Raw genomic sequence first — 24,018 nt, 5'->3', positions numbered from 1 at the left:
ATGCCACGGCCACCGGCCCGGCGGTGGAAGGGGGCGCTACGCGGGGGTATAGGCCAGGCGCACGTAGATCGGCGCGAAGGCCTCGGCCTGCGTGATCTCGATCAGCGTTTCCTTGGCCAGCTCCAGCAGCGCGATGAAGGTCACGACCAGTACGGTGCTGCCGTTCTCGGGCTCGAAGAGCTCTTCGAACTCGACAAAACGGCGGCCCTGCAGGGTCTTGAGCACCATGCTCATGTACTCGCGCACCGAGAGCTCCTCGCGTGTGATCTTGTGGTGCTGCACGAGCTTGGCGCGCTTGAGGATGTCGCGCCAGGCGTCCTGCAGCTCCACCACGTGCACGTCTGGAAAGCGCGGCTGCAGGCTTTGCTCGATGTACACCTGGGCCTTCAAAAAGTCGCGCCCGTACTGCGGCAGCTGCCCCAGGCGGGCGGCGGCCATCTTCATCTGCTCGTACTCGAGCAGGCGGCGCACCAGCTCGGCGCGCGGGTCCTCGGGCTCCTCGCCTTCGGCCTGCTTCTTGGGCGGCAGCAGCATGCGCGACTTGATCTCGATCAGCATCGCCGCCATCAGCAAATACTCGGCCGCCAGCTCCAGGTTGCGGCTGCGGATCTCGTCCACATACGCCAGGTACTGCTTGGTCACCCCCACCATGGGGATGTCCAGGATGTTGAAGTTCTGCTTGCGGATCAGGTACAGCAGCAGATCGAGTGGGCCTTCAAAGGCTTCGAGGAAGACCTCGAGCGCGTCGGGCGGGATGTACAGGTCGGTGGGCAGCGCAAACAGCGGCTCGCCGTACAGGCGCGCCAGCGCGACCTGGTCGACCACGTCGGGCATGCCGCCCGCGTCACCGGCGGCTTCGGCTTGGCGCGATGGGGTCATCGATTGCTATTAATTTTATAGCTACAAGCGCTTATGGATCAAGCGCTGGCGGCCAATTGGATGCCCAGACGGAGCGCCAACGGGTCAGTCCGCGTTGGTCTGGTAGACGTAGGGCTTCTGGGCGACCTGGCTTTCGCGGTACTCGCCCCAGGCCTTGCGGTCCACCTGCTTGTCCCACAGCAGGGCGCGGCCGGCTTGCTGCTGCTGGTCCAGCTCGGGGCGGCTGGTCTTGAGTTCGTTGATGAACTGGGTGGCGTCGGACTGGTAGTCGGGGCGGCGGAAAATGGACATGACTGTTAACCTCATTCTTAGGGCGTGCTGTGCACTGCCGTGAGCACGCAGGAGTGCTCTCAAGCCCAAGGATTTTACCGGGACCGCTTTATGACCCTGATATATCGCGCAGCCACTCTGGCCGCCGCCGTCTTTTCCCTGCTGACACTCACCGCCTGCGACCCGCAGCGCATCAGCGAACTCAAGGAGGGTGTCTCGACCGAGGCCGATGTGCGCGACCGCTTCGGCGCCCCCGAAAACATCTGGGACGAGCCCGGCGGCGCCCGCACCTTCGAGTACAACCGCCAGCCCGCGGGCCAGGTCAACTACATGATCACCATCGGCCCCGACGGCCACATGACCGCGCTGCGCCAGGTGCTGACCCCCGAAAATTTCGCGCGCGTGTCGCCCGGACAGCGCATGGACGAGGTGCGGCGCCTCTTGGGCAAGCCCGCCAAGGTCACGCCCTACGAGCTCAAGCGCGAAACCCATGCGGACTGGCGCTACCTGGAGGCACCCAACCAGGCCAAGCTGTTCACCGTGGTTTACGGGCCCGACCAGTTTGTGCTGCGCACGCAAACCGGCCCCGACCTGGAGGCGCCGGAGTTCAAGGGCGGCAAATAGGCGGAAAGCCCCCCGCGCCCGCTGGCGGTTGCGTCCCCGCGCTCGCTTGCTGGGTGCATTCCAGCGTTTTCACACCGTCAAATCCCCCAATCCTTGCGCCGCCAGCTGGCTGGCAAAGCCCGACCGTTCGATGAGCGAGCGCGGCTGCTCGTGCAGGTGGACCACGCTCAGCCGGCCCCCGCGCGCGGCCACGGCCTTGAGGATCTGCGCCAGCGCGTCGAGCCCCGTGGTGTCCAGCGCCACCAGCTCGCTTGCGTCCAGCACCACGTCCATGCCCGGCGGGCCGGCCTCCACCGCCTGCACGATGGGGTCGATCTTGCCGGCAGCGCCGAAGAACAACGCCCCATGCAGCCGCCAGGTGGCCGTGGGCCGCCCAGTGGCCGCTGCCCCCTCCGGCTCCGGCTGGCGCACCACGCGGAACAGCCCGCTCATGCGCCGCACAAACAGCGCGCAGGCCATGAACAGCCCCACCTCTACCGCCACCGTGAGGTCGAACACGACGGTGAGGAAAAACGTGCCCAGCATGAGCAGCCGGTAGTGGTTGCTGAAGTGCTTGAGGCGCACAAACTCGTGCCACTCGCCCATGTTCCAGGCCACATACAGCAGGATGCCTGCCAGCACCGCCAGCGGAATGTGCAGCGCCAGCGGCGCAGCCACCAGCACGATCACGGCCAGCGTGGCGGCGTGCACCATGCCCGCCACGGGCGATGTCGCGCCCGAGCGGATGTTGGTGACCGTGCGCGCGACGGTGCCCGTGGCGGGCATGCCGCCAAAAAACGGCACCACCAGGTTGGCCACGCCCTGGGCGATGAGCTCCTGGTTGGGATCGTGCTTCTTGTGGTGCGGGTCGGTGGCCAGCTGGTCGGCCACGCGCGCGCACAGCAGCGATTCAATGGCGCCCAAGAGCGCGATGGTGAGCGTGGGCGTGACCAGCAGCCGCACCGTCTCCCATGAAAAATCGGGCAGCGCAAACGCGGGCAGCGCCTGCGGAATGCCGCCAAAGCGCGAGCCGACGGTCTCGACCGGCAAGCCCAGCGCCCAGGCCAAAAGGCTCAGCGTGACCAGTGCGACCACCGGCGCGGGCATGCGCGCAAAGTTGCGCACGGTGTGGCGCTCGAGCACCTGCATCACCGGCGAACCCTTCATCGTGAGCCGCGGCCAGGCAAACAAGCCCGCCACGCACGCCGCGCCGAGCCCGAACGCATACGGGTTGAAGCTGCCCGCGTGCTCCACGAGCGTGCCCACCTGCGAGAAAAAATTGCCCGGCATGCGGTCAATCGACAGCCCCAGCCAGTCCTTGACCTGCGACAGCGCGATCAGCACCGCAATGCCGTTGGTAAAGCCGATGACGATGCTCACCGGGACAAAGCGCACCAGCGTGCCCAGCCTGAAGAGCCCCAGCACCACCAGCAGCACGCCCGCGCAGGCGGTAGAGATCAGCAGGTTGGCCACGCCATAGCGCTCGACGATGCCGTAGACGATGACGATGAACGCCCCTGCAGGCCCGCCAATCTGCACATTGGTGCCCCCCAGCGCCGAGATCAAAAAGCCCGCGATGATGGCCGTCCACAGCCCCGCCTCGGGCTTGAGGCCGCTGGCAATCGCAAACGCCATGGCCAGCGGCAGCGCGACGATGCCCACGGTGACGCCTGCACCCACGTCGGCCAGCCAGCGGCCCTTGTCATAGCCCCGCAGCGCATCGAGCAGCCGGGGGCGGAAGGCGGGCGAAAACGACGTCATGGGGCGGGCACTTTCTCTGAAAGGGGGCGCTCGCAGGCTGCGGCACGGGCCACGGCCGGCTGTGCGGCCGGGTCGATGTGCGTGGTGGGCGGGCTGCGGCGTGCATTGGGGCGAACGGTGCGCAGCCGGGAAGCACATTGCATGCCGTGCGGCCGCCCAGCTGCCGGCGTGAGCAGCAGCACTGCCCGTGCAGAGTCAGCAGCGGTCCTATGGGCAAACTATCAATATTGATAGCAATAAACCTTTATGGAATAAGCGGTGGCGGCCAAAAATGCTTCAAATCCCCCTCGGCAGCGCCATGTGTCCGCTGCTCTGGCGGGCCGTGCCCTGGCATATTGCTTGCTGCCCGGCATTTGCTGGCGCGGCCCGCGCCCCACCGATTCGATGACCGACCACCACTCCATGCCTGACACCCCGGCCACCTCCGTCACACCCGCCACCTCTGCCACGTCCGCAGTCGATGCCGCTGCCGACGCGGCCACCCTGCGCCACGGCGCGTTCGAAGACGCCCAGGCCCTGTTTGCAGGCACGCTGTTCGTGGCCATGGCGCTCATGCTCTTTAACCAGGCGGGGCTATTGGTGGGGGGCACGGCGGGCGCGGCGTTCTTGCTGCACTACGTCACGGGCATCTCGTTCGGCAAGCTGTTCTTCGTGGTCAACCTGCCGTTTTATTGGTTCGCGTGGACGCGCATGGGCCGCGAGTTCACCATCAAGACCTTTGTCTGCGTGGCCCTGCTGTCGCTGCTGACCGAGCTGTTCCCGCACGTCATGCATGTGGACTACCTCAACCCGCTGTTCGCATCCTTGCTGGGCGGGCTGTTGCTGGGCACGGGTTGCCTGTTTCTGGCACGCCACCGCTCCAGCCTGGGCGGCGCCACCGTGGTGTCGCTGTATTTGCAAAGCCGCTACGGCATGCGCGCCGGCAAGGTGCAGATGATGATCGACGGCACGGTGGTGCTGCTGGCGCTGTTTGTGGTGCCGCCGGACCGCGTGGCCTATTCGGTGCTGGCGGTGCTGGTGATGAGCGGGTTTTTGTGGATCAGCCACCGGCCGGGGCGGTACCACGGCGGCTGAGGGCGCGTGGTGCAGGGCGGTTGGGCGGGCCGTTGAGCGGGGCCGCAACTCGCGGATGCAGGGCGAGCGTCGGATCGAGTTCCGCTCACAACCCAGTCAATCGGCGGGGCCTTGGCGTGGGCCCAGTCCAAGTGCTATGGGGGAGTGAGCTTGCCTGGTGACAAGCGGGCGCAGGGACGCTGCCGCAAGAGGGGGCGCCTGGGCTCAGGGCCCAGGGCGGATGGATTCGCGAATCTGGATGCCACTGTGGTCCGCCGCCGGGTCGCTGGAGAGCGCATCGGCCGCCATGCCCACGCCCTTGCCCACGCCCTTGCCCACCACCTTGACCGTGCCCACCGTGGCATCGGCCGCCAGCCCTACGGCCGACGCGGTGACGCTCACGGCCGTGGTGGCTACAGTCACCACCGCGCAGCCCGTCATCAGCCAGGGCAGCAGCAGCGCGGCCACTGCCGACCGAGACACCCCAAGGCGCATGAGATTCGCCGTGCTCAGCGCACCCGCATGCCCGGCGTGGCGCCGGGCCAGGGGTTGAGCACATAAATGCCGGGGTTGGCCTTCTCGTCGCCATGGCTGGCGGCCAGCACCATGCCCTCGGAGACGCCGAACTTCATCTTGCGCGGTGCCAGGTTGGCCACCATCACGGTGTGTTTGCCGATCAGGTCGGCGGGCTGGTAGGCGCTGGCAATGCCGCTGAACACATTGCGCGTGCGGCCTTCGCCCACGTCCAGCGTCAAGCGCAGCAGCTTGGTCGATCCCTCCACCGGCTCGCAGTTCACGATCAGCGCGATGCGCAGGTCGATCTTGGTGAAGTCGTCGATGGTGATGGTGGGGGCCAGCTCCTCGCCGCCAGGTGCTGCTATGGTTTCAGTAGCTGCCAGCGATTGTTCTGCCTGCGCTGGGGCCTCAAATAATGCCTCAAGCTGCTCGGGGGTGACGCGCTGCATGAGGTGCTGGTAGGGCTGGATCGATTGCACGTCGCCCGCCACGTCCCACTGCTGCATGTCCACACCCACAAAACCTTGCACGGCCTGGGCCAGGCCCGGCAGCACAGGGGCCAGGTAGCGCGTGAGCGCCGCAAAGGTGTTGATCAGCACCGAGCACACCTGGTGCAGGGCCTGGTTGTTGGCAGCGTCCTTGGCCAGGTCCCAAGGCTTGTTCTGGTCGACATAGGCGTTGACCTTGTCGGCCAGTTGCATGATCTCGCGCGTGGCCTTGCCGTACTCGCGCGCTTCGTACATCTGGGCGATGGCGCCACTGGCACCCCGCACGTCTGCCAGCAAGGCTGCGCCCGTGGCGCCAAAGTCGCTGGTCAGCTTGCCGTCAAAACGCTTGGTCAAAAAGCCCGCGGCGCGCGATGCGATGTTCACGTACTTGCCGATCAGATCGCTGTTCACGCGCAGCATGAAGTCTTCGGCATTGAAGTCGATGTCCTCATTGCGCGCCGACAGCTTGGCCGCCAGGTAGTAGCGCAGCCACTCGGCGTTCATGTTCAGGCTCAGGTACTTGAGCGGGTCCAGTCCGGTGCCGCGGCTCTTGCTCATCTTCTCGCCGTTGTTCACGGTCAAAAAGCCGTGCACGAACACGTTGTTGGGCGTCTTGCGGCCGCTGAAGTGCAGCATCGCGGGCCAGAACAGCGTGTGGAAGGTGACGATGTCCTTGCCGATGAAGTGGTACTGCTCGGTGTCGGCCGCGGCCATGTAGTCGTCAAAGCTGCGCGTGTCGCCGTGCTTCGCCTTGGGCCCACCCTTGTCGAACCAGTTTTTCAGCGAGGCCAGGTAACCCACGGGCGCGTCGAGCCACACGTAAAAGTACTTGCCCGGTGCATCAGGAATCTCGATGCCGAAGTAGGGCGCATCGCGGCTGATGTCCCAGTCGCCCAGGCCTTCGCTGGTCGTGCCGTCCGGGTTGGTGCGCACGCTGAACCATTCCTTGATCTTGTTGGCCACCTCGGGCTGCAATTTGCCGTCCTGCGTCCACTTCTCCAGAAATTCGACGCAGCGCGGGTCCGATAGCTTGAAGAAAAAATGCTCGGAGTTCTTGAGCTCTGGCTTGGCACCCGACAGGGCAGAGAACGGGTTGATCAGGTCGGTCGGCGCGTAGACCGAGCCACACACCTCGCAGTTGTCGCCGTACTGGTCCTTGGCGTGGCACTTGGGGCATTCGCCCTTGATATAGCGGTCGGGCAAAAACATGTTCTTCTCGGGGTCGAAGAACTGCTCGATGGTGCGCACCTCGATCAGCGAGCCATCGGCGCGGTCGCGCAGGTCGCGGTAGATCTGGCGCGCCAGGTCGTGGTTCTCTGGCGCATCGGTGCTGTGCCAGTTGTCAAAGCTGATGTGAAAACCGTCGAGGTACTGCTTGCGCCCGGCGGCGATGTCGGCCACGAACTGCTGGGGCGTCTTGCCCGCCTTTTCGGCGGCAATCATGATCGGCGCGCCGTGGGTGTCGTCCGCACCCACGAAGTTCACTGCGTGGCCCTGCATCCGCTGGTACCGCACCCAGATGTCAGCCTGGATGTATTCCATGATGTGGCCGATGTGGAAGTTGCCGTTGGCATACGGCAGGGCGGTGGTAACGAAGAGGTTGCGGGCGGAGGACGTCATGAAAGCGGCTTTCTCAGGCGGAACCCGCGATTTTAGGCGCTTGGGGCCCGCCCGCTTGAACACGTGGGGCGCCTGAGGGCGGCAGGACTCCCCGGGGTTCGGATGCGCAGGGCGCTACGGCCGGCCTTCAGGCGTGCTCGCGGGGCTGCAGCTCGGCGCCGGTGTCGGTCCAGCCAAAGAAACGGCAGACTTCGGCACGCATCGCCAGCGTGTCGGCGCGGCCCAGGGCCATCAGCTCCTGGGTATAGCTGGCCTCGAACAGCAGGTAGCTGGCCAGCGCGGCGCCGCGCACGTCGGCCATGTTGGAGGTAACGCCCAGCGCCGCCAGCATGGTGCGCACGGGGCCGGGCAGGTCGCCCACGTGGCGCGCGGCCACGGCGTCCAGCCGCTGCGACGGGGCGATGACCAGGAGTTCGATGGGGCGCAGCGCGCTCTTGGCGCGCACGTCGGCCGGGATCAGGGTCAGGGTCTGGTTGACGCGCTGCACGCGCTCCACGTCCACCGCCAGCGCATCCAGGAAGATGTTGGACAGCGCATGCCCCGCGATCTGCGCCAGCGAGGGGTAGCTGGGCGTGGGGTTGGCAGCGGTGTCGCCCTTGGGCTCGTGCATGCGGCCGGCGCCGATCACCAGGATGCGCTCGGCGCCCAGGTGGATGGCGGGTGCGATGGGCGCGGACTGGCGCATGGAGCCGTCGCCAAAGTATTCGACGTGGTCGTCGATCGTGATGCCCTTGGCCGGGAAGATGAACGGAATGGCCGAGGACGCGAGCAAATGCTCGTGCGTGATGCGGTCGCGCGCCGCCTTGCGTTGCGAGCGCACCCAGGGCTGCACGGGGGTGTTGGATTCAAAAAAGGTGACGTGCTCGCCCGAGCTGTAGCTCGACGCCGTGACCGCCAGCGCCGTGAGGTGCCCCTTGCGGATGAGCCGGGGCAGGCGCACCAGGGGCACCATCTTGACCAGCAGCTTCTCGAGCGGCGCGTTGTCCAGCAGCGAGCGCGGCCGCATGCGGCGCCAGCGCGCCAGCGCCCAGCCCATCGACAGCAGCGTGAGCCAGCGCGCCCCGCTGCGCATCACCGACAGCGAATCGGCGCCGTAGACCTGGCCCGCGTGGAACTGGCGCCACACACGCGCGATGCGGCGCACCGCGCGGTCGAAATTGTCGGCCCCGCAGGCCAGCGCCGCAGCGTTGATGGCCCCGGCCGAGGTGCCGGTGATGATGGGGAACGGGTTGGGCTCGTGGCCTGCGCCGCAGGCGATGCGGATGTCGGCAATGGCCTCCAGCACACCCACCTGGTAGGCCGCCCGGGCGCCGCCGCCGGTCAAAAGCAGGCCGGTGGCGCTGTGGGCCGGGCCTGCGGCAGGGTGGGGGGCGGCTTCTTGGGGGTGGGTCGAATGCATCGGCAAGGCGGCAGGGTGGTGCGCCAAGTGTGGAGCGCGCACCCGGCCGCTCCATCTGGGAAAACCCGCATGGCGCGCCGCGGGCCGCCCAGTGCAGGGCCGAGCGCAGGGGCGATGTCAGGGCCGATCAGCGCTGGGTGAGCAGCAGCACGGCCACCGCGTCGCCCTGCAGCACGGCAATGCCGTGGTCGCGGGCAAAGATGCGCGCGTTGTCGCTGAGCTGGCCGTGGGTGGCCACGTAGATGCCGGCCTGTGCATCGCGCGCCTGCATGGCGGCGTGCAGGTCGCGCAGCGGCTCCACACCGTGGGTGGCGGCCTTCCAGCGGCGCGCGCTGACCAGCGTGGCCCGCCCGTTTTGCGTGAGGGAGAGGTCCGCCGCGCCGTTGGCGGGCAGGCGCTCCACCGCGTAGCCCGCGCGTGTCCAGGCGGCGGCCAGCGTGTCGGCAAAACTGCGCCAGGGCATGCTGGAGACAGCGTCCAGCATCTCGGCCACCTGGGCGGGCTTAGGCGCACGCAACTGCTTCCAGGCCGCGATGCAGCCCACCACAAAGATGGGGAAGCTGGCCAGCGCGCCGGCCGCAAAATATTCCTTGGGCAGCAGCGCGCCCGCTGCCACCACGATCAGGCCGACCACCAGGAAGCTGACCCACCAGGGGGAGCGCAGCAGCATGGCAAACAGGGACTTTTCGGCCATCTTGAATTTCACGGGGGTCCTTTTGCTTTGGGGTGTCGGTTTGGGGGGGCGTTGGCTGCGTCGAGGCGTGCGCATTGTCCTTCAGTCAAGAACCTGTTCAAGATCTTTTCGGGGTCGCGCAAGCACCTTGCCGGGAGGGGATGCTAGGCGTGGTGCGCAGTGGATAGCCCGGCTATCCACAAGCGCCGCAACGCCGCAGACCGCCCGCCAAGACTACTGCCCGAAGGGTTGGAGTGAAATCGGGCGATTGGACGCCCCGGCTGCTTGCATGGGCACGAGCCCATGCGGCGCTTCCGAAGCATCCACTCATTCCGATTGCACTCCAACGCGATCCCCGAAAAGACCTTGAACAGGTTCTTAAGGCCAGCGCTTGGATAGACTACCCGCCTCTTCTGGAGTTTATTGAATGGCAGTCACCGAACCGGGCCTCTTGGCCGCTCTTTCCAGCGTTCTGGACCCCCACACGGGCAAGGATTTCGTCAGCACCCGCGCCCTGCGCAACGTGCAGATCACCGGTGGCGACGTCGCGTTCGACGTGGAACTGGGCTACCCCGCCAAGAGCCTGGTGCCCGAGCTGCGCCGCAGCCTGGTGACGGCCGCCAAGGGCGTGGCGGGCGTCGAGAACGTCTCGGTCAACATCACCACCAAGGTCATCGCCCACGCCGTGCAGCGCGGCGTGCAGCTGCTGCCCCAGGTCAAGAACATCATCGCCGTGGCCTCGGGCAAGGGCGGCGTGGGCAAGAGCACCACCGCCGCCAACCTGGCCCTGGCGCTGGCCGCAGAGGGCGCCAGCGTGGGCGTGCTCGACGCCGACATCTACGGCCCGAGCCAGCCCATGATGCTGGGCATCAACCGCCGCCCCGAAAGCGACGACGGCAAGACCATGGAGCCGCTGGAGAACTACGGCGTGCAGGTCATGTCCATCGGTTTCCTGGTGGACCAGGACGAAGCCATGATCTGGCGCGGCCCCATGGCCACCCAGGCGCTGGAGCAGCTCTTGCGCCAGACCAACTGGAAGGACCTCGATTACCTCATCATCGACATGCCGCCCGGCACCGGCGACATCCAGCTCACGCTGTCGCAGCGCGTGCCCATGACCGGCGCGGTGATCGTCACCACCCCGCAGGACATCGCCCTGCTCGATGCCAAGAAGGGCATCAAGATGTTCGAGAAGGTGGGCGTGCCCATCCTGGGCATCGTCGAGAACATGGCGGCCCACGTATGCAGCAACTGCGGCCACGTGGAGCACATTTTTGGCGCCGACGGCGGCAAGAAGATGGCGGCCGAATACAACATGGACTACCTGGGCGCGCTGCCGCTCGACATGAGCATCCGCCTGCAGGCCGACAGCGGCAAGCCCACCGTGGTGGCCGACCCGGATGGGGACGTGGCCAAGATCTACAAGAAGGTGGCCCGCGACGTGGCGGTGAAGATTGCGCAGCAGGCCAAGGACTTCTCGAACAAGTTTCCGACGATTTCGATCAGCAAAAACACCTAAAGAAGGTGCGAACGAACCCGTCATGCGCGCTCGTCCCGCAAAAACGCACCTCCTCGGCGTTGCAAATGCTCGCCATAGCCCGAGCTATGGCTGCGCTTTGCGCCTTGATGAGGCACGTTTGTGCAGCCCGCTCGGACACGCCGGATTCATTCTCACCTTCTGGTTGCTATTAAATACGTAGCTGCTTGCGCTTGATGGATAAGCGCTAGAGGCCAAAAACATCTAAAAATCGCAGCCATGAGCGAAAAGCCTGTTGGCCTGACTGACCCGCCCGCCGGTTACACCGATTGGCTGGCCGACCTGAAGGGACGCATCCACAGCGCCCAGCAGCGCGCCACGCTGGCAGTCAACCGCGAGCTGGTGCTGCTGTACTGGCAGATCGGCAAAGACATTCTTCAGCGGCAGGCGGCGCAGGGCTGGGGCGCCAAGGTGATCGAGCGGCTGGCGCAGGACCTGCGCGCGGCGTTTCCGGAGATGAAGGGGTTTTCTCGCGCCAACCTCATGTACATGCGGGCGTTTGCTCAGGCCTGGCCCGATGCGGCAATTGTCCAACAGGCTGTTGGACAATTGCCATGGGGACACAACTTGGTGCTTCTGACCCAGCTCAAGGACCCCGCGCTGCGCCTGGCCTATGCCCAAAACGCCATTGCGTATGGCTGGTCGCGCAATGTGTTGAACATCCACATCGAAACCCGTCGGTTGGAGCGCAGCGGCCAGGCGGTCACCAACTTCGAGGCCAGCCTCCCCAAGCCGCAGTCGGACCTGGCCCGCGAGTCTTTGAAAGACCCGTACCGTTTCGACTTCCTGGGCTTATCGGATGAAGCGCATGAACGCGAGATCGAGGGCGCCTTGGTCAAGCATGTGACGGAGTTCTTGCTGGAGCTGGGCGCGGGTTTCGCCTTCGTGGGGCGGCAGGTGATGCTGGACGTGGGCGGTGACGAATTTTTCATCGACCTTCTGTTCTATCACCTCAAGCTGCGCTGCTACGTGGTGATTGAACTCAAAGGCGGCAAATTCAAGCCAGAACATCTGGGCCAATTGGGTTTTTACCTTACGGCAGTCGATGCCCAGGTCAAGCATCCGGACGACGGCCCCACCATCGGCTTGTTGCTGTGCAAATCCAAAAACAAGGTGGTGGCCGAATACGCGCTGCGCGACAAGGCGCAGCCGCTGGGTGTCGCGGAATACAAGCTTCTGGAGTCGTTGCCCGCCGAATTGGAAACCAGTCTGCCGAGCATTGCCCAGATCGAGCGGGAACTGGCGGGCAACCCCACATTGCCAGACACCAAGGCCTGACCCCATGAACCTGCTCGCGTCCCTGCGCTACCTGGTGGCGCTGCACGAGCACCGGCACTTTGGCCGGGCGGCGCAGGCCTGCCACATCACGCAGCCGGCGCTGTCCAACGCGCTGCGTGCGCTCGAAAAAGAGTTTGGCGTGGTGGTGGTGCGCCGGGGCCGCAGTTTCGAAGGCTTCACGCCCGAGGGCGAGCGCGTGCTGGCTACCGCCCAACGCATGCTGCACGAACACCAGCTGCTGCAGCAGGACCTCAGCAGCGACGCCGCCCACCCGCGCGGCACGCTGCGCCTCGCCGCCGTGCCCACGGCCATGCCCATCCTGGCGCGGTTTGCGGCGCAGCTGCAGGCGCGGCATCCGGGCATCGTGCCGGTGGCGCTGTCGATGAGCTCGCAGGCCATCGAAGCGGGGCTGGAGAGCATTTCACTCGACCTTGCGCTGGGCTACACCGAGCGCATGCCGGCGCGCGGCGGGCAGCTGCGGGCCTGGCCGCAGTACGTGGAGCACTACTTTCTGCTGCGCCGGGCAGGCAGCCCCCAAGGCCGCGGCCTGCAGATCGGCCCGCCCATCGGCTGGGCCGAGGCGGCCGCCCAGCCGCTGTGCCTGCTCACGCCCGAGATGCACAACCGCAGCCTGGTCGACGGCGCTTTTCGCAGTGCGGGCGCTACCGTGTTGCCGGCCATGGAGACCGATTCGGTGCTGACCCTGGCCCTCTCCGTGGTGGCGGGCAACCTGTGCAGCGTGTTGCCCGGCGCGTTGGTGGATGCCGTGCGCGGCCACGATGGGCTGGAGGCCTTGCCGCTTGTCGGCCCGGTGCTCACCACGCCCATCGGTTTCATGTCGCACCGCCAGGTGCAGCCCACGCGGGCGCTGGATGCGGCGCTGGCCCTGGCGCAAGACCCGGCGTGGCTGCAGCACGCCACAGCGCACAGTGGTTTGCTGACGGCTTCGCAGCGATAGGCCAAAGTAACTCCGCCGCCTTTTCAGCGGACCGCCACAGTCAGGGCTGGTTGAATGAACGCACGCTGCGCACACCCATGCCCACCGTCGCCGCGATGACCAGAAAAAGAGGCCATAGATACAGGCTGGTGACGTTGCCAAAGCGTGTGATGCTGTAAGTCAAAAACAGCGCAGACAAAGCAATCAGTTGCGCAACGATGTACTTGGCGAGAGCGCCGTTGTGCGGTTGGATAAACAGGTAGATGAGCGCTACCACCATCAACCCGTAGGCGGTGGTCACGGAATGCCAGGCCACTTCCGCAACCGCCCGAATGCCCGGCGGCAGCGAGCTTGCTTGAATGGGCGCGTTCAGTTGCGGGCTGCCCACGAAGATTTGCATCCCCATCATGAACAAACACAGCATGGCTGCGGCCAAGTACCAGTAGTTGGGCTTTTGCGTTCGCACAGGATGTCCTTTGGATGTCATTGAACGGCCGATTGCGCTGCCACGCGGCGCTGCCATGCGATGAAGGCGGGGGCGCCAATCAGCTCCAGTACCGTGAAGCCGATGAATGGCGCGGGCGGAAGTCCGACGAAGGCCATCGACAGCGCCCGCCCCACGCCGCCCAGAAACACCGCGCCCCAGAGGACCGCAAACATCCGCCCCTCGCGCTCGATGCGTGGCACCAGCGACCCCATCGCCAGGCCCAGCGCCAGCCACATGCCACCAAAAAAGCGCAGGTTGCCGTCGAGCAGGGCATCGCGCGGCAGGCCGCTGGCGTGGTAGATCGGGTCGTCAATGCCCATCATGGTCAGCACGCCGGTGGCGACCGGGATGAGGGCCATCGCGGCCGTGGTGGCCTGGAGGAAGCGTCGTATCATGGATTGATCTTTACGGTGTCAGGATTGGTGCATTGTCTGGGCGCATCTTGACTGTGTCAAGATTGCTTTTGTGAGCCATTCCGACACCCCACCCACCCCCGGCACCCCCGGCACCCCCTTCACCCCGCGTGCCAGCTACCACCACGGCGACCTGCGCACTGCCCTCGTCGCCGCGGCCGAAGGCCTGCTGGCCGACGGTGCGCCGCTCAGCCTGCGCTCGGTGGCCAAGGCCGCGGGCGTGTCGCACGCCGCTCCGTACCACCACTTTGCCAACCTCGAAGCCCTGATGGCAGCCGTGGCCGCGCGCGGTTTTGCCGACCTGGCCGCGGCGATGGAAGGCGCGCACCAGCCGGGCGACACCGCCGCCACCCTGGTCGGGCACTGCACGGCGTACGTGGGCTTTGCATTGGCCCGCCCGGCGGTGTTCCGGCTCATGTTCAGCCCGCTGCTGCAGCGCAAGCCGGAACACCCGGCGCTGCTGGCGGCGGCGGATGGGTCTTTTGAGGTGCTGCGGAGAGCCGCCCACGCCCATGTGCCAGAGGGAGGCGACGAACTGGCGCTGGCGGGATGGAGCCTGGCCCACGGCCTGGCCGGCCTTGCCATCGACGGTGCCCTGTCGGCCGCGCCGGTGTCCACCATGCCCCCTGTGCAAGACCTTGCAGCGATGCTGGCGAGCCGCCTGCTGGCGAACTTGCCCGTGGGCAGGGCGGCCGGCTGACCGGTTCCCCACCCCCTACCCGTACAACGCCACCGGCCGCGGCTCATTTGTTTTTGTGATCGGCCCATGTGCATCGCCAATTTGACGCGCCCACGGGCCTCACCGACACTGCGCCCGCCTGGCGGCCTTATGCAGGCGGGTTCATCACCACCCCAAGACATTCCACGATTTCGCTCCATGCACCTCGCCCCTGAAGCCCCCTCCTCAGCCGTCGTGGCCGCCGTGTCCGTCAACGACATGCGCGAGCGCATCCGCCGCAAGAGCCGACTGAAAGGCCGCCAGCCTGAAGACCACGCCATGGCCGACGTGGCTGCGCTTCTGGGGCCGCGCCCTGCCGATGGCTTTCGGCAAGACCTGCTCATCGAACACCTGCACCGCCTGAACGACCACTTTGGCGTGCTGCACGACCGGCACCTGGTGGCGCTGGCGAAACAGCTGAACCGCCCCATGGCCGAGGTGTACGAGGTGGCCAGCTTCTATCACCACTTCGAGATCGCGCGCGGCGCGGACGCTGTGGCCCCGCGCCTGGTGCTGCGGGTGTGCGAAAGCCTGAGCTGCAGCCTGGCCGGTGCAGGTGAATTGCTGGCCCAGTTGCCCGAGCGCCTCCGCGCAGCCGGACAGGGCGATGTGCAAGTCCAGGCCGTGCCCTGCGTGGGCCGCTGTGAGCAGGCACCGGTGGCGGTGGTGCACCAGTGCCCGGTGCCGCATGCCACGGTCGATGCGGTGCTGGAAACCGTCAATTTGAAGCCAAATCAGGCTCTAGCGCTTCATCCAAAAGGGCTTTCTGCTATCAATTTTGATATTGTTGAGCTGGCCGAGAAGAGCGTGCCTGGGCAGCCAGGCGGGATCAGCCCCGCCCACACCGACCTGGCCACCTACCGCGCGCACGGCGGCTACCAGACCGCCGCTGCACTGGTCAATGGCGAGATGGATGCCGAGGCCGTGCTCACCGCCATGGAAGACTCGGGCCTGCGTGGCCTGGGCGGTGCGGGATTCCCGGCGGGGCGCAAGTGGCGGATCGTTCGTGACCAACCCACCCCGCGACTGATGGCCGTCAATATCGATGAAGGCGAGCCCGGCACCTTCAAGGACCGCACCTACCTCGAACGCGACCCGCACCGCTTTCTGGAAGGCGTGCTCATCGCCGCGCAGGTGGTGGGCACCGAGGCGGTCTACATCTACCTGCGCGACGAGTACCACGGCTGCCGCGCGCTGCTGCAGACGGCGCTGGATGACCTGCACGCGCAGCCGCCGTGCCCGCTGCCCCACATCGAGCTGCGGCGCGGTGCGGGCGCCTACATCTGCGGTGAAGAGTCCGCCATGATCGAGAGCATCGAAGGCAAGCGCGGCGAGCCCCGCATGCGGCCGCCCTACATCGCGCAGGTGGGCCTGTTCGGCCGGCCCACGCTGGAGCACAACTTCGAGACGCTGTACTGGGTGCGCGACATCGTCGAACGCGGGCCGCAGTGGTTTGCCAGCTTCGGCCGCCATGGTCGCAAAGGCCTGAGATCCTTCAGCGTCAGCGGCCGGGTCAAGCACCCGGGCGTCAAGCTTGCGCCCGCCGGCATCACGGTGCAGGAGCTCATCGACAAATACTGCGGCGGCATGGCCGACGGCCACCAGCTCTACGCCTACCTGCCCGGCGGCGCCTCGGGCGGCATTCTGCCCGCCAGCCTGAATAACATCCCGCTCGACTTCGACACGCTGCAGCCCTACGGCTGCTTCATCGGCTCGGCCGCCGTCATCGTGCTCAGCCACCACGACCGGGCGCGCGATGCAGCGCTGAACGTGATGCGGTTCTTTGAACACGAAAGCTGCGGCCAGTGCACGCCCTGCCGCGTGGGCACGGCCAAGGCCGCGGAGTTGATGCGCGCCCCGCAGTGGGACGAAGAACTGCTCGACGACCTGGCCCAGGTGATGGGCGATGCGTCCATCTGCGGGCTGGGCCAGGCCGCGCCCAACCCCATCCGCTGCATCCACAAATATTTTGCGCACGAGGTGGGCGAGGCGCCGTGGCCGGGCGACTTGCCCAAGCCGCGCAACAGCCCGCTCGCCGAGCAACTGCCCGGAGGGCTGCAGCCATGAGCGCCGTGTTGACTTCTGCCGTTGCGCAGCCCGTCGTGGCCTTTGAGCTGGACGGCCAGCCCGTCACTGCCAACCCCGGCGAGACCATCCTCAAAGCCGCGCAGCGCCACGGCGTGGACATCCCCCGCCTTTGTTATCAAGACGGCCTGCGCCCCGACGGCAACTGCCGCGCCTGCGTGGTCGAGATCGCGGGTGAGCGCACCCTGGCCCCCAGCTGCTGCCGCGCGCCGACCGACGGCATGAAGGTGTCGGCCGCCAGCCCCCGCGCCCGCAAGAGCCAGCAGATGGTGGTGGAGATGCTGCTGTCGGACATGCCCGATGTGGGCTACCGCTGGAACGATGAAAAATCAAATACTCCTGAATTGATAGCTGGTGGCGCTTATGCATCAAGCGCTAGCGGCCAATTTGACTTAAAAAATGCGGAAACGATAGGCCAACACGGCGAGTTGAGCGAATGGGCGGATCGCCTGGGCGTCTCGGTGCGCCCGGCGCTCAAGGCCTTACGCCGCGAGCAGCCGGCCGCCGACCTCAGCCACCCCGCCATGGCCGTCAACCTGGACGCCTGCATCCAGTGCAACCGCTGCGTGCGCGCCTGCCGCGAAGAACAGGTGAACGACGTGATCGGCTACGCGCTGCGCGGGGCAGACAGCAAGATCGTGTTCGACCTCGACGACCCCATGGCCGAGAGCACCTGCGTGGCCTGCGGCGAATGTGTGCAGGCCTGCCCCACGGGCGCGCTCAGCCCCAAGACGCACATCGGCTCGCAAAAGGTGGATCGCAAGGTCGACTCCGTCTGCCCGTTCTGCGGCGTGGGCTGCCTCATCACCTACAACGTGCGCGATGAAAAAATCATCAGCGTCGAAGGCCGCGACGGCCCGGCCAACCATGGCCGTCTGTGCGTGAAAGGGCGCTTCGGTTTCGACTACGCCCACCACCCCGACCGGCTCACCGTGCCGTTGATCCGCAAACCCGGCGTGCCGAAGGAGGTGATGCCTTACGGCGCCGACTGGCGCGCAGCGTTCCGCGAAGCCAGCTGGGACGAAGCGCTCGACCTGGCCGCCGGCACGCTGAAAAGCCTGCGCGATTCGCACGGCCCCAAGGCGCTGGCGGGCTTCGGCTCGGCCAAGGGCAGCAACGAAGAGGCCTACCTGTTCCAGAAACTCGTTCGCACCGGCTTTGGCAGCAACAACGTGGACCACTGCACACGGCTGTGCCATGCGTCCAGCGTCGCCGCGCTGCTCGAAGGCGTGGGCTCGGGCGCAGTCAGCAACCCGGCGGGCGATGTGGAGCATGCCGAGCTGATCTTCGTGATCGGCTCCAACCCCACGGCCAACCACCCTGTGGCGGCGACGTGGATGAAAAACGCGGTGAAGCGCGGCGCAAAAATCGTGCTGGCCGACCCGCGCATCACCGACATTGGCCGCCACGCCTGGCGCACGCTGCAGTTCAAGGCCGACACCGACGTGGCCATGCTCAACGCGTTGATCCACACGGTGATCGACGAGGGCCTGGTGGATGAGACCTTCATCCGCGACCGCACCAATAATTTCGAGGCGCTCAAGGCCAATGTGGTGGGCTGCAGCCCCGAGGCCATGGCCCCGGTGTGTGGCATCCCGGCCGAGACGCTGCGCGAGGTGGCGCGTGCGTTTGCCAAGTCGAAAGCCTCGATGATTTTGTGGGGCATGGGCATCAGCCAGCACGTGCACGGCACCGACAACGCGCGCTGCCTGATCGCGCTATGCGCCGTCACCGGCCAGATCGGCAAGCCCGGCTCGGGCCTGCACCCGCTGCGCGGCCAGAACAACGTGCAGGGTGCGAGCGACGCGGGCCTGATCCCGATGATGTTCCCCAACTACCAGCGCGTGGACAACGCGGGCGCGCATGCCTGGTTCGAGGACTTCTGGGGCACCAAGCTCGATGAAGCGCCGGGCTACACCGTGGTCGAAATCATGCACAAGGCCCTGGCGCCCGACAGCGACCCCCACAAGGTGCGCGGCATGTACATCATGGGCGAGAACCCCGCCATGAGCGACCCCGACCTGAACCACGCGCGCCACGCGCTGGCCAGCCTGTCGCACCTGGTGGTGCAGGACATCTTTTTGACCGAGACCGCCTGGCTGGCCGACGTGGTGCTGCCCGCCAGCGCCTGGCCCGAAAAGACCGGCACGGCCAGCAACACCGACCGCATGGTGCAGATGGGCCGCCGTGCGCTGAACCCGCCTGGCGATGCGCAGCCGGACCTGTGGATCATTCAGCAACTCGCGGCGCGCATGGGTCTGGACTGGCGCTATGAAGGCGAAGAATCCGGCGTAGCTGCCGTGTACGACGAAATGCGCCGGGCCATGCACGCCAGCATTGAAGGCATCACCTGGGCCCGGCTGGAGCGCGACTCCAGCGTGACCTACCCCTGCCTCACGCCCGACGACCCGGGCCAGCCCATCGTCTTCACCGAAAAATTCCCGACGCCCACGGGCCGCCTGCAGCTGGTGCCCGCCAGCGTGATCCCGGCCGCCGAAAAGCCCGATGCCGACTACCCCCTGGTGCTCATCACCGGCCGCCAGCTGGAGCATTGGCACACGGGCAGCATGACCCGGCGCAGCACCGTGCTGGACGCCATCGAGCCCATGGCCACCGCATCGCTGCACGGTGATGAACTGGCGCGGCTGGGCGTGGCACCCGGCGCGCTGGTGGGCATCCGCTCGCGGCGCGGCATGCTGCAGGTGCGCGTGCGCCGCGACGACGGCACGCCGCGCGGCACGGTGTTCATGCCCTTTGCCTATGGGGAGGCGGCGGCCAATCTGCTGACCAACGCGGCGCTGGACCCGTTTGGCAAGATCCCGGAGTTCAAATACTGCGCGGTGGCCATCGAGCGGCTCGGCTCGCCAGAGGAATTGCTGACCTGAGTACCGGCCGGGGGAATGGCAATGGGATTGGGCGGGGGCGGGGAGTGCCGAGTACATTCAGAACCCATGACTGAGCGCCCCCATACCGACGTTGCCGTGATCATGCGATGCGAGCGCATCGACAACCGCTGGCAGCCCTGGCGGTGGTCACTGGCCGACGTGGTGATCAACGAGCCCGCGTTTGGCACCGAGCCGCGCCAGCTGCTGAACGACGAGCGCGAGCAGCGCTGGCTGTTCCCGGGTTTTGTGGTGGAGCTGTTCCGCGACGACGCCGAGGGCTACCACCTCAACCTCAGCTCGCCGGCACCGTGCTGGTTTGTGCTGTGGCGCCGCGATGAAGACACAGGCACGGGCGAGATACCGATGGCCCGGCCCCTGGCCGTGAGCCTGAGCTACCACGACGCCGGCCGCTGGCTGGACGCGCAGGAAACCGTGGAGCAGGTGCCCGCGCCGCCCGAGGTGCTGGAGGTGCTGCGTGCCTTTGCAGATGCGCACTACCAGCCCGAACCCAAACGCAGAAAGCGCCCCGACAGCTTCCGTACGCTGCAGGACCGGTTTGGCAACCCGGCGTCCGTATCGACGGAAAAGCAGCGCGGTGGCGGTGGCGGTGGCGGAGCAGGCGGCGGCGGAAGCGAAAGTGCGGGTGGAGAGGGAAGGGCAGGCCGTGGCTGACGGATTCCTCGGGCGCTGGTCGCGCCGCAAGCAGGATGTGCGCGTGGGCAAGCCAGTGGAGGAGCCGCCGGCACCAGCCCCGCAACCCGCCGCGCCGGCCGTAGCCAAAGCCCCGACAGCTGCGAGCGCGGCATCCCCGGCTGGCGTGTCGCAGCCCACGGCCCGCGATGCGGGCCCGGCAGCCGAGGCACCACCGCCGCCCACGCTGGGCGACGCGCAGGCGCTCACGCCCGAGTCCGACTTCAAGCCCTTCGTCCAGCACGCCGTGTCGCCCGAGGTGCGCAACCTGGCCATGAAGAAACTGTTTGCCGACCCCCATTTCAATGTGATGGACGGCCTTGATATCTACGTGGGCGACTACAGCCAGCCCGACCCATTGCCCGAGGGCATGCTGCGCCAGATGGCCAGCGCCCACGCCATGGGCTTCTTCGATCACGAGAAGGACCAGGCCGCAGAGGGCGATACGGCAAAGCCCCCGGCCCACGCTCAGCCTCGGGATCATGCGGAGGAAGAAGTAGTGGCCGGCGTGGCACAGTCGGGGGTATGCACCGCTGTTCCTAGCGAGCCCACCAGCGAGCCCGGCGCGCCCGCGCCCTCCCACCCCGGGACGGCCGGCACGCCAGCCAGCCAACCAGAACATGACCACCACGCTGATCTGCGACTGCAACCAGACGATGCCTCTCAACCCCAAGGCGTTGGGCGAGGCGTTGCATGAGAAGGACCTGACCCTTCACTCCACCCTGTGCCGGCGCGAGGCCGGAGCGTTCCAGCAGGCCATCAAGAGCGGCCAGGACGTGGTGGTGGCCTGCACGCAGGAGCAGCGCCTGTTTGCCGAGCTGGGCCAGCAGACCGAAGGGGCGGTGTCGCCCATTCGTTTCGTCAACATCCGCGAGACCGGCGGCTGGAGCCGCGATGCGAGCCAGGCCACCCCCAAGATCGCGGCGCTGCTGGCGGCGGCGAAGCTGCCCGAACCCGCACCTGTGCCCACGGTCACTTTCAAGAGCACCGGGCGCCTGTTGATCATCGGGCCACTGGATGTGGCCGAGCGCGCCGCGGCCATGGTGTCGGACGTGCTGGAAGTGACTCTGTTCACGCAGGGCCCCGGCGCTGCGGGGGGCGCACAAACGCGCCGCTATCCGGTGCTGGGTGGGCGCATCACCGATCTGACCGGCTGGCTGGGCGCGTTCGAGCTGCAATGGAAGGCCGACAACCCTATTGACCTGGACCTGTGCACCCGCTGCAACGCCTGTGTGGCGGCCTGCCCCGAGAACGCCATCGGGCTGGACTACCAAATTGACCTTGCCGCCTGCCAATCGCACCGCACCTGCGTGAAGGTCTGCCAGGTGGCGGGTGCCATCGATTTCGAGCGCGATGCGGCGGTGCAAGCACAACACTTTGACCTGGTGCTGGACTTGCGGGCAGCCACGGCCACGCCCACCTTTGTGCAGCACGCGTTGCCCCAGGGGTACTTCCGCTGGGACGGGCGCGATATCGCCACGCTGCTGCGCCTGCGCGAGCTGGTGGGCGAGTTCGACAAGCCCAAATTCTTTGTCTACAAACAAAAGCTGTGTGCCCACAGCCGCAATGAAACCGTGGGCTGCAACGCCTGCGTGGACATCTGCTCGGCCGAGGCCATTGCCAGCGACAAGAGCCGCCAGCAGATCAAGGTGAACCCCAACCTGTGCGTGGGCTGCGGCGCCTGCACCACGGTGTGCCCCACTGGCGCGTTGACCTATGCCTACCCCAGCGCCACGGAGCAGGGCGTGAAGATCAAGACGCTGCTGTCGACCTACGCCGCCGCGGGCGGCCGGGACGCGGCCTTGTTGCTGCACAGCCAGGAGCGGGGCCAGGGCCTGGTGGAGGAACTCGGCCGTGCAGCGCAACTGAAGGTGGCGCACGGTGTGCCGGCCCGGGTGATCCCGATGGCGCTGTGGCACACGGCCAGCACGGGGATAGACCTGTGGCTCAGCGCGGTGGCCTATGGTGCATCGCAGGTCGTGGTGCTGGTGACGGATGAAGAGGCGCCGCAGTACCTTGAGGGGCTGCAAGCGCAGATGGATGTTGGGCAAACCATTTTGCGCGGCCTGGGCTACCCAGGCAGCCATCTGCAGCTGCTGAAGGCCGCGCACCCCACCGAACTGGATGCGGCGCTTCAGGCGCTGGGGCAGACGCGGCAGGCCACACCGACCGTGCCCGCGCGCCATGCCGTGGCGCAGGAAAAGCGCAGCACGCTGGAGATGGCGCTCGACCACCTCATCGAGCACGCGCGGGGCCCAGCCGAGCTGCGGGCCGAAGCCATTGCCCTGCCGGCCATTGGCTCCCCGCTGGGCAGCATCACCGTCAACAAGGACCGCTGCACGCTGTGCCTGAGCTGCGTGAGCGCCTGCCCCGCGAGCGCCCTGCAAGACAACCCGCAACTGCCACAACTGCGTTTCATCGAAAAGAATTGCGTGCAGTGCGGCCTGTGTGCCACCACCTGCCCCGAGGATGCGATTGCGCTGCAGCCGCGCCTGCTGCTCACGCCTGAGCGTGCGCAACTGCGGGTGCTTAACGAGGCCAAGCCCTGGGCTTGCGTGCGCTGCAGCAAGCCGTTCGGCACGGTCAAGGCCATCGAGGCCATGCTGGGCAAGCTTTCGGGCCATCCGATGTTCCAGGGCGACGCGCTGGAGCGCCTGAAGATGTGCAGCGACTGCCGCGTGATCGACCTGTATTCCTCCCAAACTGAAGCGAAAGTGACGGACCTGTGAGTGCCCAACCTTCCATGACATCCGCCGGCAGTTCGGCGCTGGACGAAGAGACCGCACGGGCCGAGTTGTACGGCCTGCTGTCGCAGCTGTACTACGCAGCGCCCGGCGCGGAGCTGTTGTCGGCATTGCGCGTGGCCGTGACCGAGGCGCCCGCTGCGGGCGGTTTTTTGCAAGAGCCGTGGCAGCAACTGGTGGGCGCGGCACGCGCGCTGGACGACACCGCCATCGCTCTCGAGTTCGACCGCCTGTTTGGCGGTGTGGGCAAGCCCGAGGTGTACGTGTACGCGTCGCACTACCTGAGCGGCTTCTTGAATGAAAAGCCGCTGGCCCGCCTGCGCGGCGATCTGCAGCAGCTGGGCCTGGCACGCGATGAGACCATGCCGGAAACCGAGGACCACGTGGCCTATCTCTGCGAGGTGATGCGTTACCTGATCGCCGGCGACGACGTGGCGGTCTGCAATCTGACGGCGCAGCGCGACTTCTTTGCAACGCATTTGCAGCCCTGGGTGGGCGCCCTGTGCGATGCGCTCGCGGGGCATCCGCAGGCCCGGTTCTATGCCGCAGTGGCGCAGTTCACCCGGGCTTTTGTGTCGGTGGAGATGCAGGGCTTTGACATGCTCGACTGATGCACAACCGCTGCGGCTCTATCGGCACTCGCTATAAAAGATGAGTAAGTTGGTGGGTAGTGAACGCCTCGATTGCAGTGTTGCAATCGCTGACATAGACTGTATGAACAACTTTTCATAGCTGCCCGCCATTCTGGAGACACGCATGCAGAACAGCCAGCCTCAACCCTCGCGCCGCAAGTTCTTTGCCGGCGCAGCCACCGTCGGTGCCGCAGCAGCGGCTGTGGTGGCGCTTCCGGGGGTTGCCCCTTCTCTTGATGCGGCAGCAACCGAGCCCACTCGCGTGGCGCCCGAGAAGGGCGGCGGCTACCACCTGTCCGCCCACGTGAAGCAGTACTACAAAACCACCCAACTCTGACTACGGGGCGCCC

At 66.6% G+C, this 24,018-nt stretch carries 22 protein-coding genes; 13 read left to right on the top strand and 9 right to left on the bottom strand.

What is annotated here, in order from left to right; all coding sequences use genetic code 11:
- Positions 1-36: 36 nt before the first annotated feature.
- Together ACSQ3Q_RS18900 and ACSQ3Q_RS18895 are read right to left on the bottom strand one after the other, a co-directional pair.
- Positions 37-879, bottom strand: a complete 843-nt coding sequence (locus ACSQ3Q_RS18900) for a segregation and condensation protein A (RefSeq protein ID WP_436135870.1) — start codon at positions 877-879, stop codon at positions 37-39.
- Between the two features lie 84 nt (positions 880-963).
- Complete coding sequence (locus ACSQ3Q_RS18895; RefSeq protein ID WP_436135869.1) at positions 964-1,170, bottom strand: DUF3460 family protein; 207 nt, start codon at positions 1,168-1,170, stop codon at positions 964-966.
- Between the two features lie 90 nt (positions 1,171-1,260).
- On the opposite strand from ACSQ3Q_RS18895, the gene ACSQ3Q_RS18890 reads away from it, so the two are divergent.
- Positions 1,261-1,773 carry an outer membrane protein assembly factor BamE gene (locus ACSQ3Q_RS18890; protein WP_436135868.1) on the top strand — a complete coding sequence of 171 codons (513 nt, stop codon included), beginning with the start codon at positions 1,261-1,263 and terminating at the stop codon, positions 1,771-1,773.
- A gap of 69 nt (positions 1,774-1,842) precedes the next feature.
- On the opposite strand, the gene ACSQ3Q_RS18885 is transcribed toward ACSQ3Q_RS18890, so the two are convergent.
- Positions 1,843-3,513, bottom strand: coding sequence for a SulP family inorganic anion transporter (locus ACSQ3Q_RS18885; protein WP_436135867.1), 1,671 nt, complete (start codon positions 3,511-3,513; stop codon positions 1,843-1,845).
- Between the two features lie 402 nt (positions 3,514-3,915).
- On the opposite strand from ACSQ3Q_RS18885, the gene ACSQ3Q_RS18880 reads away from it, so the two are divergent.
- Positions 3,916-4,587: a YitT family protein gene (locus tag ACSQ3Q_RS18880; RefSeq protein WP_436135866.1), complete on the top strand. Its 672-nt coding sequence runs from the start codon at positions 3,916-3,918 to the stop codon at positions 4,585-4,587.
- 204 nt (positions 4,588-4,791) lie between these two features.
- On the opposite strand, the gene ACSQ3Q_RS18875 is transcribed toward ACSQ3Q_RS18880, so the two are convergent.
- From ACSQ3Q_RS18875 to ACSQ3Q_RS18860, 4 genes are all read right to left on the bottom strand, one after another.
- Positions 4,792-5,061 carry a hypothetical protein gene (locus ACSQ3Q_RS18875; protein ID WP_436135865.1) on the bottom strand — a complete coding sequence of 90 codons (270 nt, stop codon included), beginning with the start codon at positions 5,059-5,061 and terminating at the stop codon, positions 4,792-4,794.
- Between the two features lie 14 nt (positions 5,062-5,075).
- Positions 5,076-7,190: a methionine--tRNA ligase gene (metG, locus tag ACSQ3Q_RS18870; RefSeq protein WP_436135864.1), complete on the bottom strand. Its 2,115-nt coding sequence runs from the start codon at positions 7,188-7,190 to the stop codon at positions 5,076-5,078.
- Between the two features lie 127 nt (positions 7,191-7,317).
- A complete protein-coding gene (locus ACSQ3Q_RS18865; protein WP_436135863.1) occupies positions 7,318-8,589 on the bottom strand; it encodes a patatin-like phospholipase family protein in 1,272 nt (423 codons plus the stop codon).
- A 127-nt stretch (positions 8,590-8,716) separates the two neighbouring features.
- Entirely contained in the window at positions 8,717-9,295 is a 579-nt protein-coding gene (locus tag ACSQ3Q_RS18860; RefSeq protein ID WP_436135862.1) for a restriction endonuclease, read from the bottom strand.
- A gap of 394 nt (positions 9,296-9,689) precedes the next feature.
- Here ACSQ3Q_RS18860 and apbC point away from each other — a divergent pair, with 394 nt between their 5' ends.
- From apbC to ACSQ3Q_RS18845, 3 genes are all read left to right on the top strand, one after another.
- Positions 9,690-10,781 (top strand): iron-sulfur cluster carrier protein ApbC, encoded by a 1,092-nt coding sequence (gene apbC / locus ACSQ3Q_RS18855; protein WP_436135861.1) that lies wholly within the window; start codon positions 9,690-9,692, stop codon positions 10,779-10,781.
- A 237-nt stretch (positions 10,782-11,018) separates the two neighbouring features.
- On the top strand, positions 11,019-12,077 hold the full coding sequence (locus ACSQ3Q_RS18850; RefSeq protein WP_436135860.1) for a PDDEXK nuclease domain-containing protein: 1,059 nt from the start codon (positions 11,019-11,021) through the stop codon (positions 12,075-12,077).
- A 4-nt stretch (positions 12,078-12,081) separates the two neighbouring features.
- The gene (locus ACSQ3Q_RS18845) at positions 12,082-13,035 is read left to right on the top strand and encodes a LysR substrate-binding domain-containing protein (RefSeq protein ID WP_436135859.1); all 954 of its coding nucleotides are present in this window, start codon (positions 12,082-12,084) and stop codon (positions 13,033-13,035) included.
- Positions 13,036-13,075: 40 nt separating this feature from the next.
- Here ACSQ3Q_RS18845 and ACSQ3Q_RS18840 read toward each other — a convergent pair whose 3' ends face one another.
- Entirely contained in the window at positions 13,076-13,537 is a 462-nt protein-coding gene (locus ACSQ3Q_RS18840) for a hypothetical protein (RefSeq protein ID WP_436135858.1), read from the bottom strand.
- A complete protein-coding gene (locus ACSQ3Q_RS18835) occupies positions 13,498-13,896 on the bottom strand; it encodes a DUF4345 domain-containing protein (RefSeq protein WP_436135857.1) in 399 nt (132 codons plus the stop codon). The genes ACSQ3Q_RS18840 and ACSQ3Q_RS18835 overlap by 40 nt, the downstream gene beginning before the upstream one ends.
- Positions 13,897-13,966: 70 nt before the next feature.
- Between ACSQ3Q_RS18835 and ACSQ3Q_RS18830 the strand changes: the two genes are divergently transcribed.
- The 8 genes from ACSQ3Q_RS18830 (at position 13,967) to ACSQ3Q_RS18795 (ending at position 24,005) form a co-directional block, all read left to right on the top strand.
- Entirely contained in the window at positions 13,967-14,614 is a 648-nt protein-coding gene (locus ACSQ3Q_RS18830; protein WP_436135856.1) for a TetR/AcrR family transcriptional regulator, read from the top strand.
- 177 nt (positions 14,615-14,791) lie between these two features.
- Positions 14,792-16,699 carry an NADH-ubiquinone oxidoreductase-F iron-sulfur binding region domain-containing protein gene (locus ACSQ3Q_RS18825; protein WP_436135855.1) on the top strand — a complete coding sequence of 636 codons (1,908 nt, stop codon included), beginning with the start codon at positions 14,792-14,794 and terminating at the stop codon, positions 16,697-16,699.
- Positions 16,696-19,602, top strand: a complete 2,907-nt coding sequence (fdhF, locus tag ACSQ3Q_RS18820) for a formate dehydrogenase subunit alpha (protein ID WP_436135854.1) — start codon at positions 16,696-16,698, stop codon at positions 19,600-19,602. The genes ACSQ3Q_RS18825 and fdhF overlap by 4 nt, the downstream gene beginning before the upstream one ends.
- Positions 19,603-19,668: 66 nt before the next feature.
- The gene (locus ACSQ3Q_RS18815; protein ID WP_436135853.1) at positions 19,669-20,274 is read left to right on the top strand and encodes a DUF3305 domain-containing protein; all 606 of its coding nucleotides are present in this window, start codon (positions 19,669-19,671) and stop codon (positions 20,272-20,274) included.
- The gene (locus ACSQ3Q_RS18810) at positions 20,267-20,989 is read left to right on the top strand and encodes a DUF3306 domain-containing protein (protein WP_436135852.1); all 723 of its coding nucleotides are present in this window, start codon (positions 20,267-20,269) and stop codon (positions 20,987-20,989) included. The genes ACSQ3Q_RS18815 and ACSQ3Q_RS18810 overlap by 8 nt, the downstream gene beginning before the upstream one ends.
- Complete coding sequence (locus tag ACSQ3Q_RS18805; RefSeq protein ID WP_436137033.1) at positions 20,949-23,021, top strand: 4Fe-4S binding protein; 2,073 nt, start codon at positions 20,949-20,951, stop codon at positions 23,019-23,021. The genes ACSQ3Q_RS18810 and ACSQ3Q_RS18805 overlap by 41 nt, the downstream gene beginning before the upstream one ends.
- A 14-nt stretch (positions 23,022-23,035) precedes the next feature.
- Positions 23,036-23,647, top strand: a complete 612-nt coding sequence (locus ACSQ3Q_RS18800; protein ID WP_436135851.1) for a TorD/DmsD family molecular chaperone — start codon at positions 23,036-23,038, stop codon at positions 23,645-23,647.
- 145 nt (positions 23,648-23,792) lie between these two features.
- Positions 23,793-24,005, top strand: a complete 213-nt coding sequence (locus tag ACSQ3Q_RS18795) for a formate dehydrogenase (protein ID WP_436135850.1) — start codon at positions 23,793-23,795, stop codon at positions 24,003-24,005.
- The last annotated feature ends 13 nt before the right edge of the window (positions 24,006-24,018 follow it).

Source organism: Acidovorax sp. LjRoot129 (assembly GCF_964253765.1).
In the GTDB taxonomy this organism is placed as follows: Bacteria; Pseudomonadota; Gammaproteobacteria; order Burkholderiales; family Burkholderiaceae_C; genus Acidovorax.
This window is presented reverse-complemented; position numbering and strand designations above follow the sequence as displayed.

Coding starts and splice junctions, on each gene's coding strand:
- fdhF (WP_436135854.1), top strand. CDS start 16,696: ATGAGCGCCGTGTTGACTTCTGCCGTTGCGCAGCCCGTCGTGGCCTTT.
- apbC (WP_436135861.1), top strand. CDS start 9,690: ATGGCAGTCACCGAACCGGGCCTCTTGGCCGCTCTTTCCAGCGTTCTG.
- ACSQ3Q_RS18900 (WP_436135870.1), bottom strand. CDS start 879: ATGACCCCATCGCGCCAAGCCGAAGCCGCCGGTGACGCGGGCGGCATG.
- ACSQ3Q_RS18850 (WP_436135860.1), top strand. CDS start 11,019: ATGAGCGAAAAGCCTGTTGGCCTGACTGACCCGCCCGCCGGTTACACC.
- ACSQ3Q_RS18895 (WP_436135869.1), bottom strand. CDS start 1,170: ATGTCCATTTTCCGCCGCCCCGACTACCAGTCCGACGCCACCCAGTTC.
- ACSQ3Q_RS18890 (WP_436135868.1), top strand. CDS start 1,261: ATGACCCTGATATATCGCGCAGCCACTCTGGCCGCCGCCGTCTTTTCC.
- ACSQ3Q_RS18825 (WP_436135855.1), top strand. CDS start 14,792: ATGCACCTCGCCCCTGAAGCCCCCTCCTCAGCCGTCGTGGCCGCCGTG.
- ACSQ3Q_RS18815 (WP_436135853.1), top strand. CDS start 19,669: ATGACTGAGCGCCCCCATACCGACGTTGCCGTGATCATGCGATGCGAG.
- ACSQ3Q_RS18885 (WP_436135867.1), bottom strand. CDS start 3,513: ATGACGTCGTTTTCGCCCGCCTTCCGCCCCCGGCTGCTCGATGCGCTG.
- ACSQ3Q_RS18875 (WP_436135865.1), bottom strand. CDS start 5,061: ATGCGCCTTGGGGTGTCTCGGTCGGCAGTGGCCGCGCTGCTGCTGCCC.
- metG (WP_436135864.1), bottom strand. CDS start 7,190: ATGACGTCCTCCGCCCGCAACCTCTTCGTTACCACCGCCCTGCCGTAT.
- ACSQ3Q_RS18840 (WP_436135858.1), bottom strand. CDS start 13,537: ATGGCAGCGCCGCGTGGCAGCGCAATCGGCCGTTCAATGACATCCAAA.
- ACSQ3Q_RS18800 (WP_436135851.1), top strand. CDS start 23,036: ATGACATCCGCCGGCAGTTCGGCGCTGGACGAAGAGACCGCACGGGCC.
- ACSQ3Q_RS18865 (WP_436135863.1), bottom strand. CDS start 8,589: ATGCATTCGACCCACCCCCAAGAAGCCGCCCCCCACCCTGCCGCAGGC.
- ACSQ3Q_RS18795 (WP_436135850.1), top strand. CDS start 23,793: ATGCAGAACAGCCAGCCTCAACCCTCGCGCCGCAAGTTCTTTGCCGGC.
- ACSQ3Q_RS18880 (WP_436135866.1), top strand. CDS start 3,916: ATGCCTGACACCCCGGCCACCTCCGTCACACCCGCCACCTCTGCCACG.
- ACSQ3Q_RS18835 (WP_436135857.1), bottom strand. CDS start 13,896: ATGATACGACGCTTCCTCCAGGCCACCACGGCCGCGATGGCCCTCATC.
- ACSQ3Q_RS18805 (WP_436137033.1), top strand. CDS start 20,949: ATGCCTCTCAACCCCAAGGCGTTGGGCGAGGCGTTGCATGAGAAGGAC.
- ACSQ3Q_RS18845 (WP_436135859.1), top strand. CDS start 12,082: ATGAACCTGCTCGCGTCCCTGCGCTACCTGGTGGCGCTGCACGAGCAC.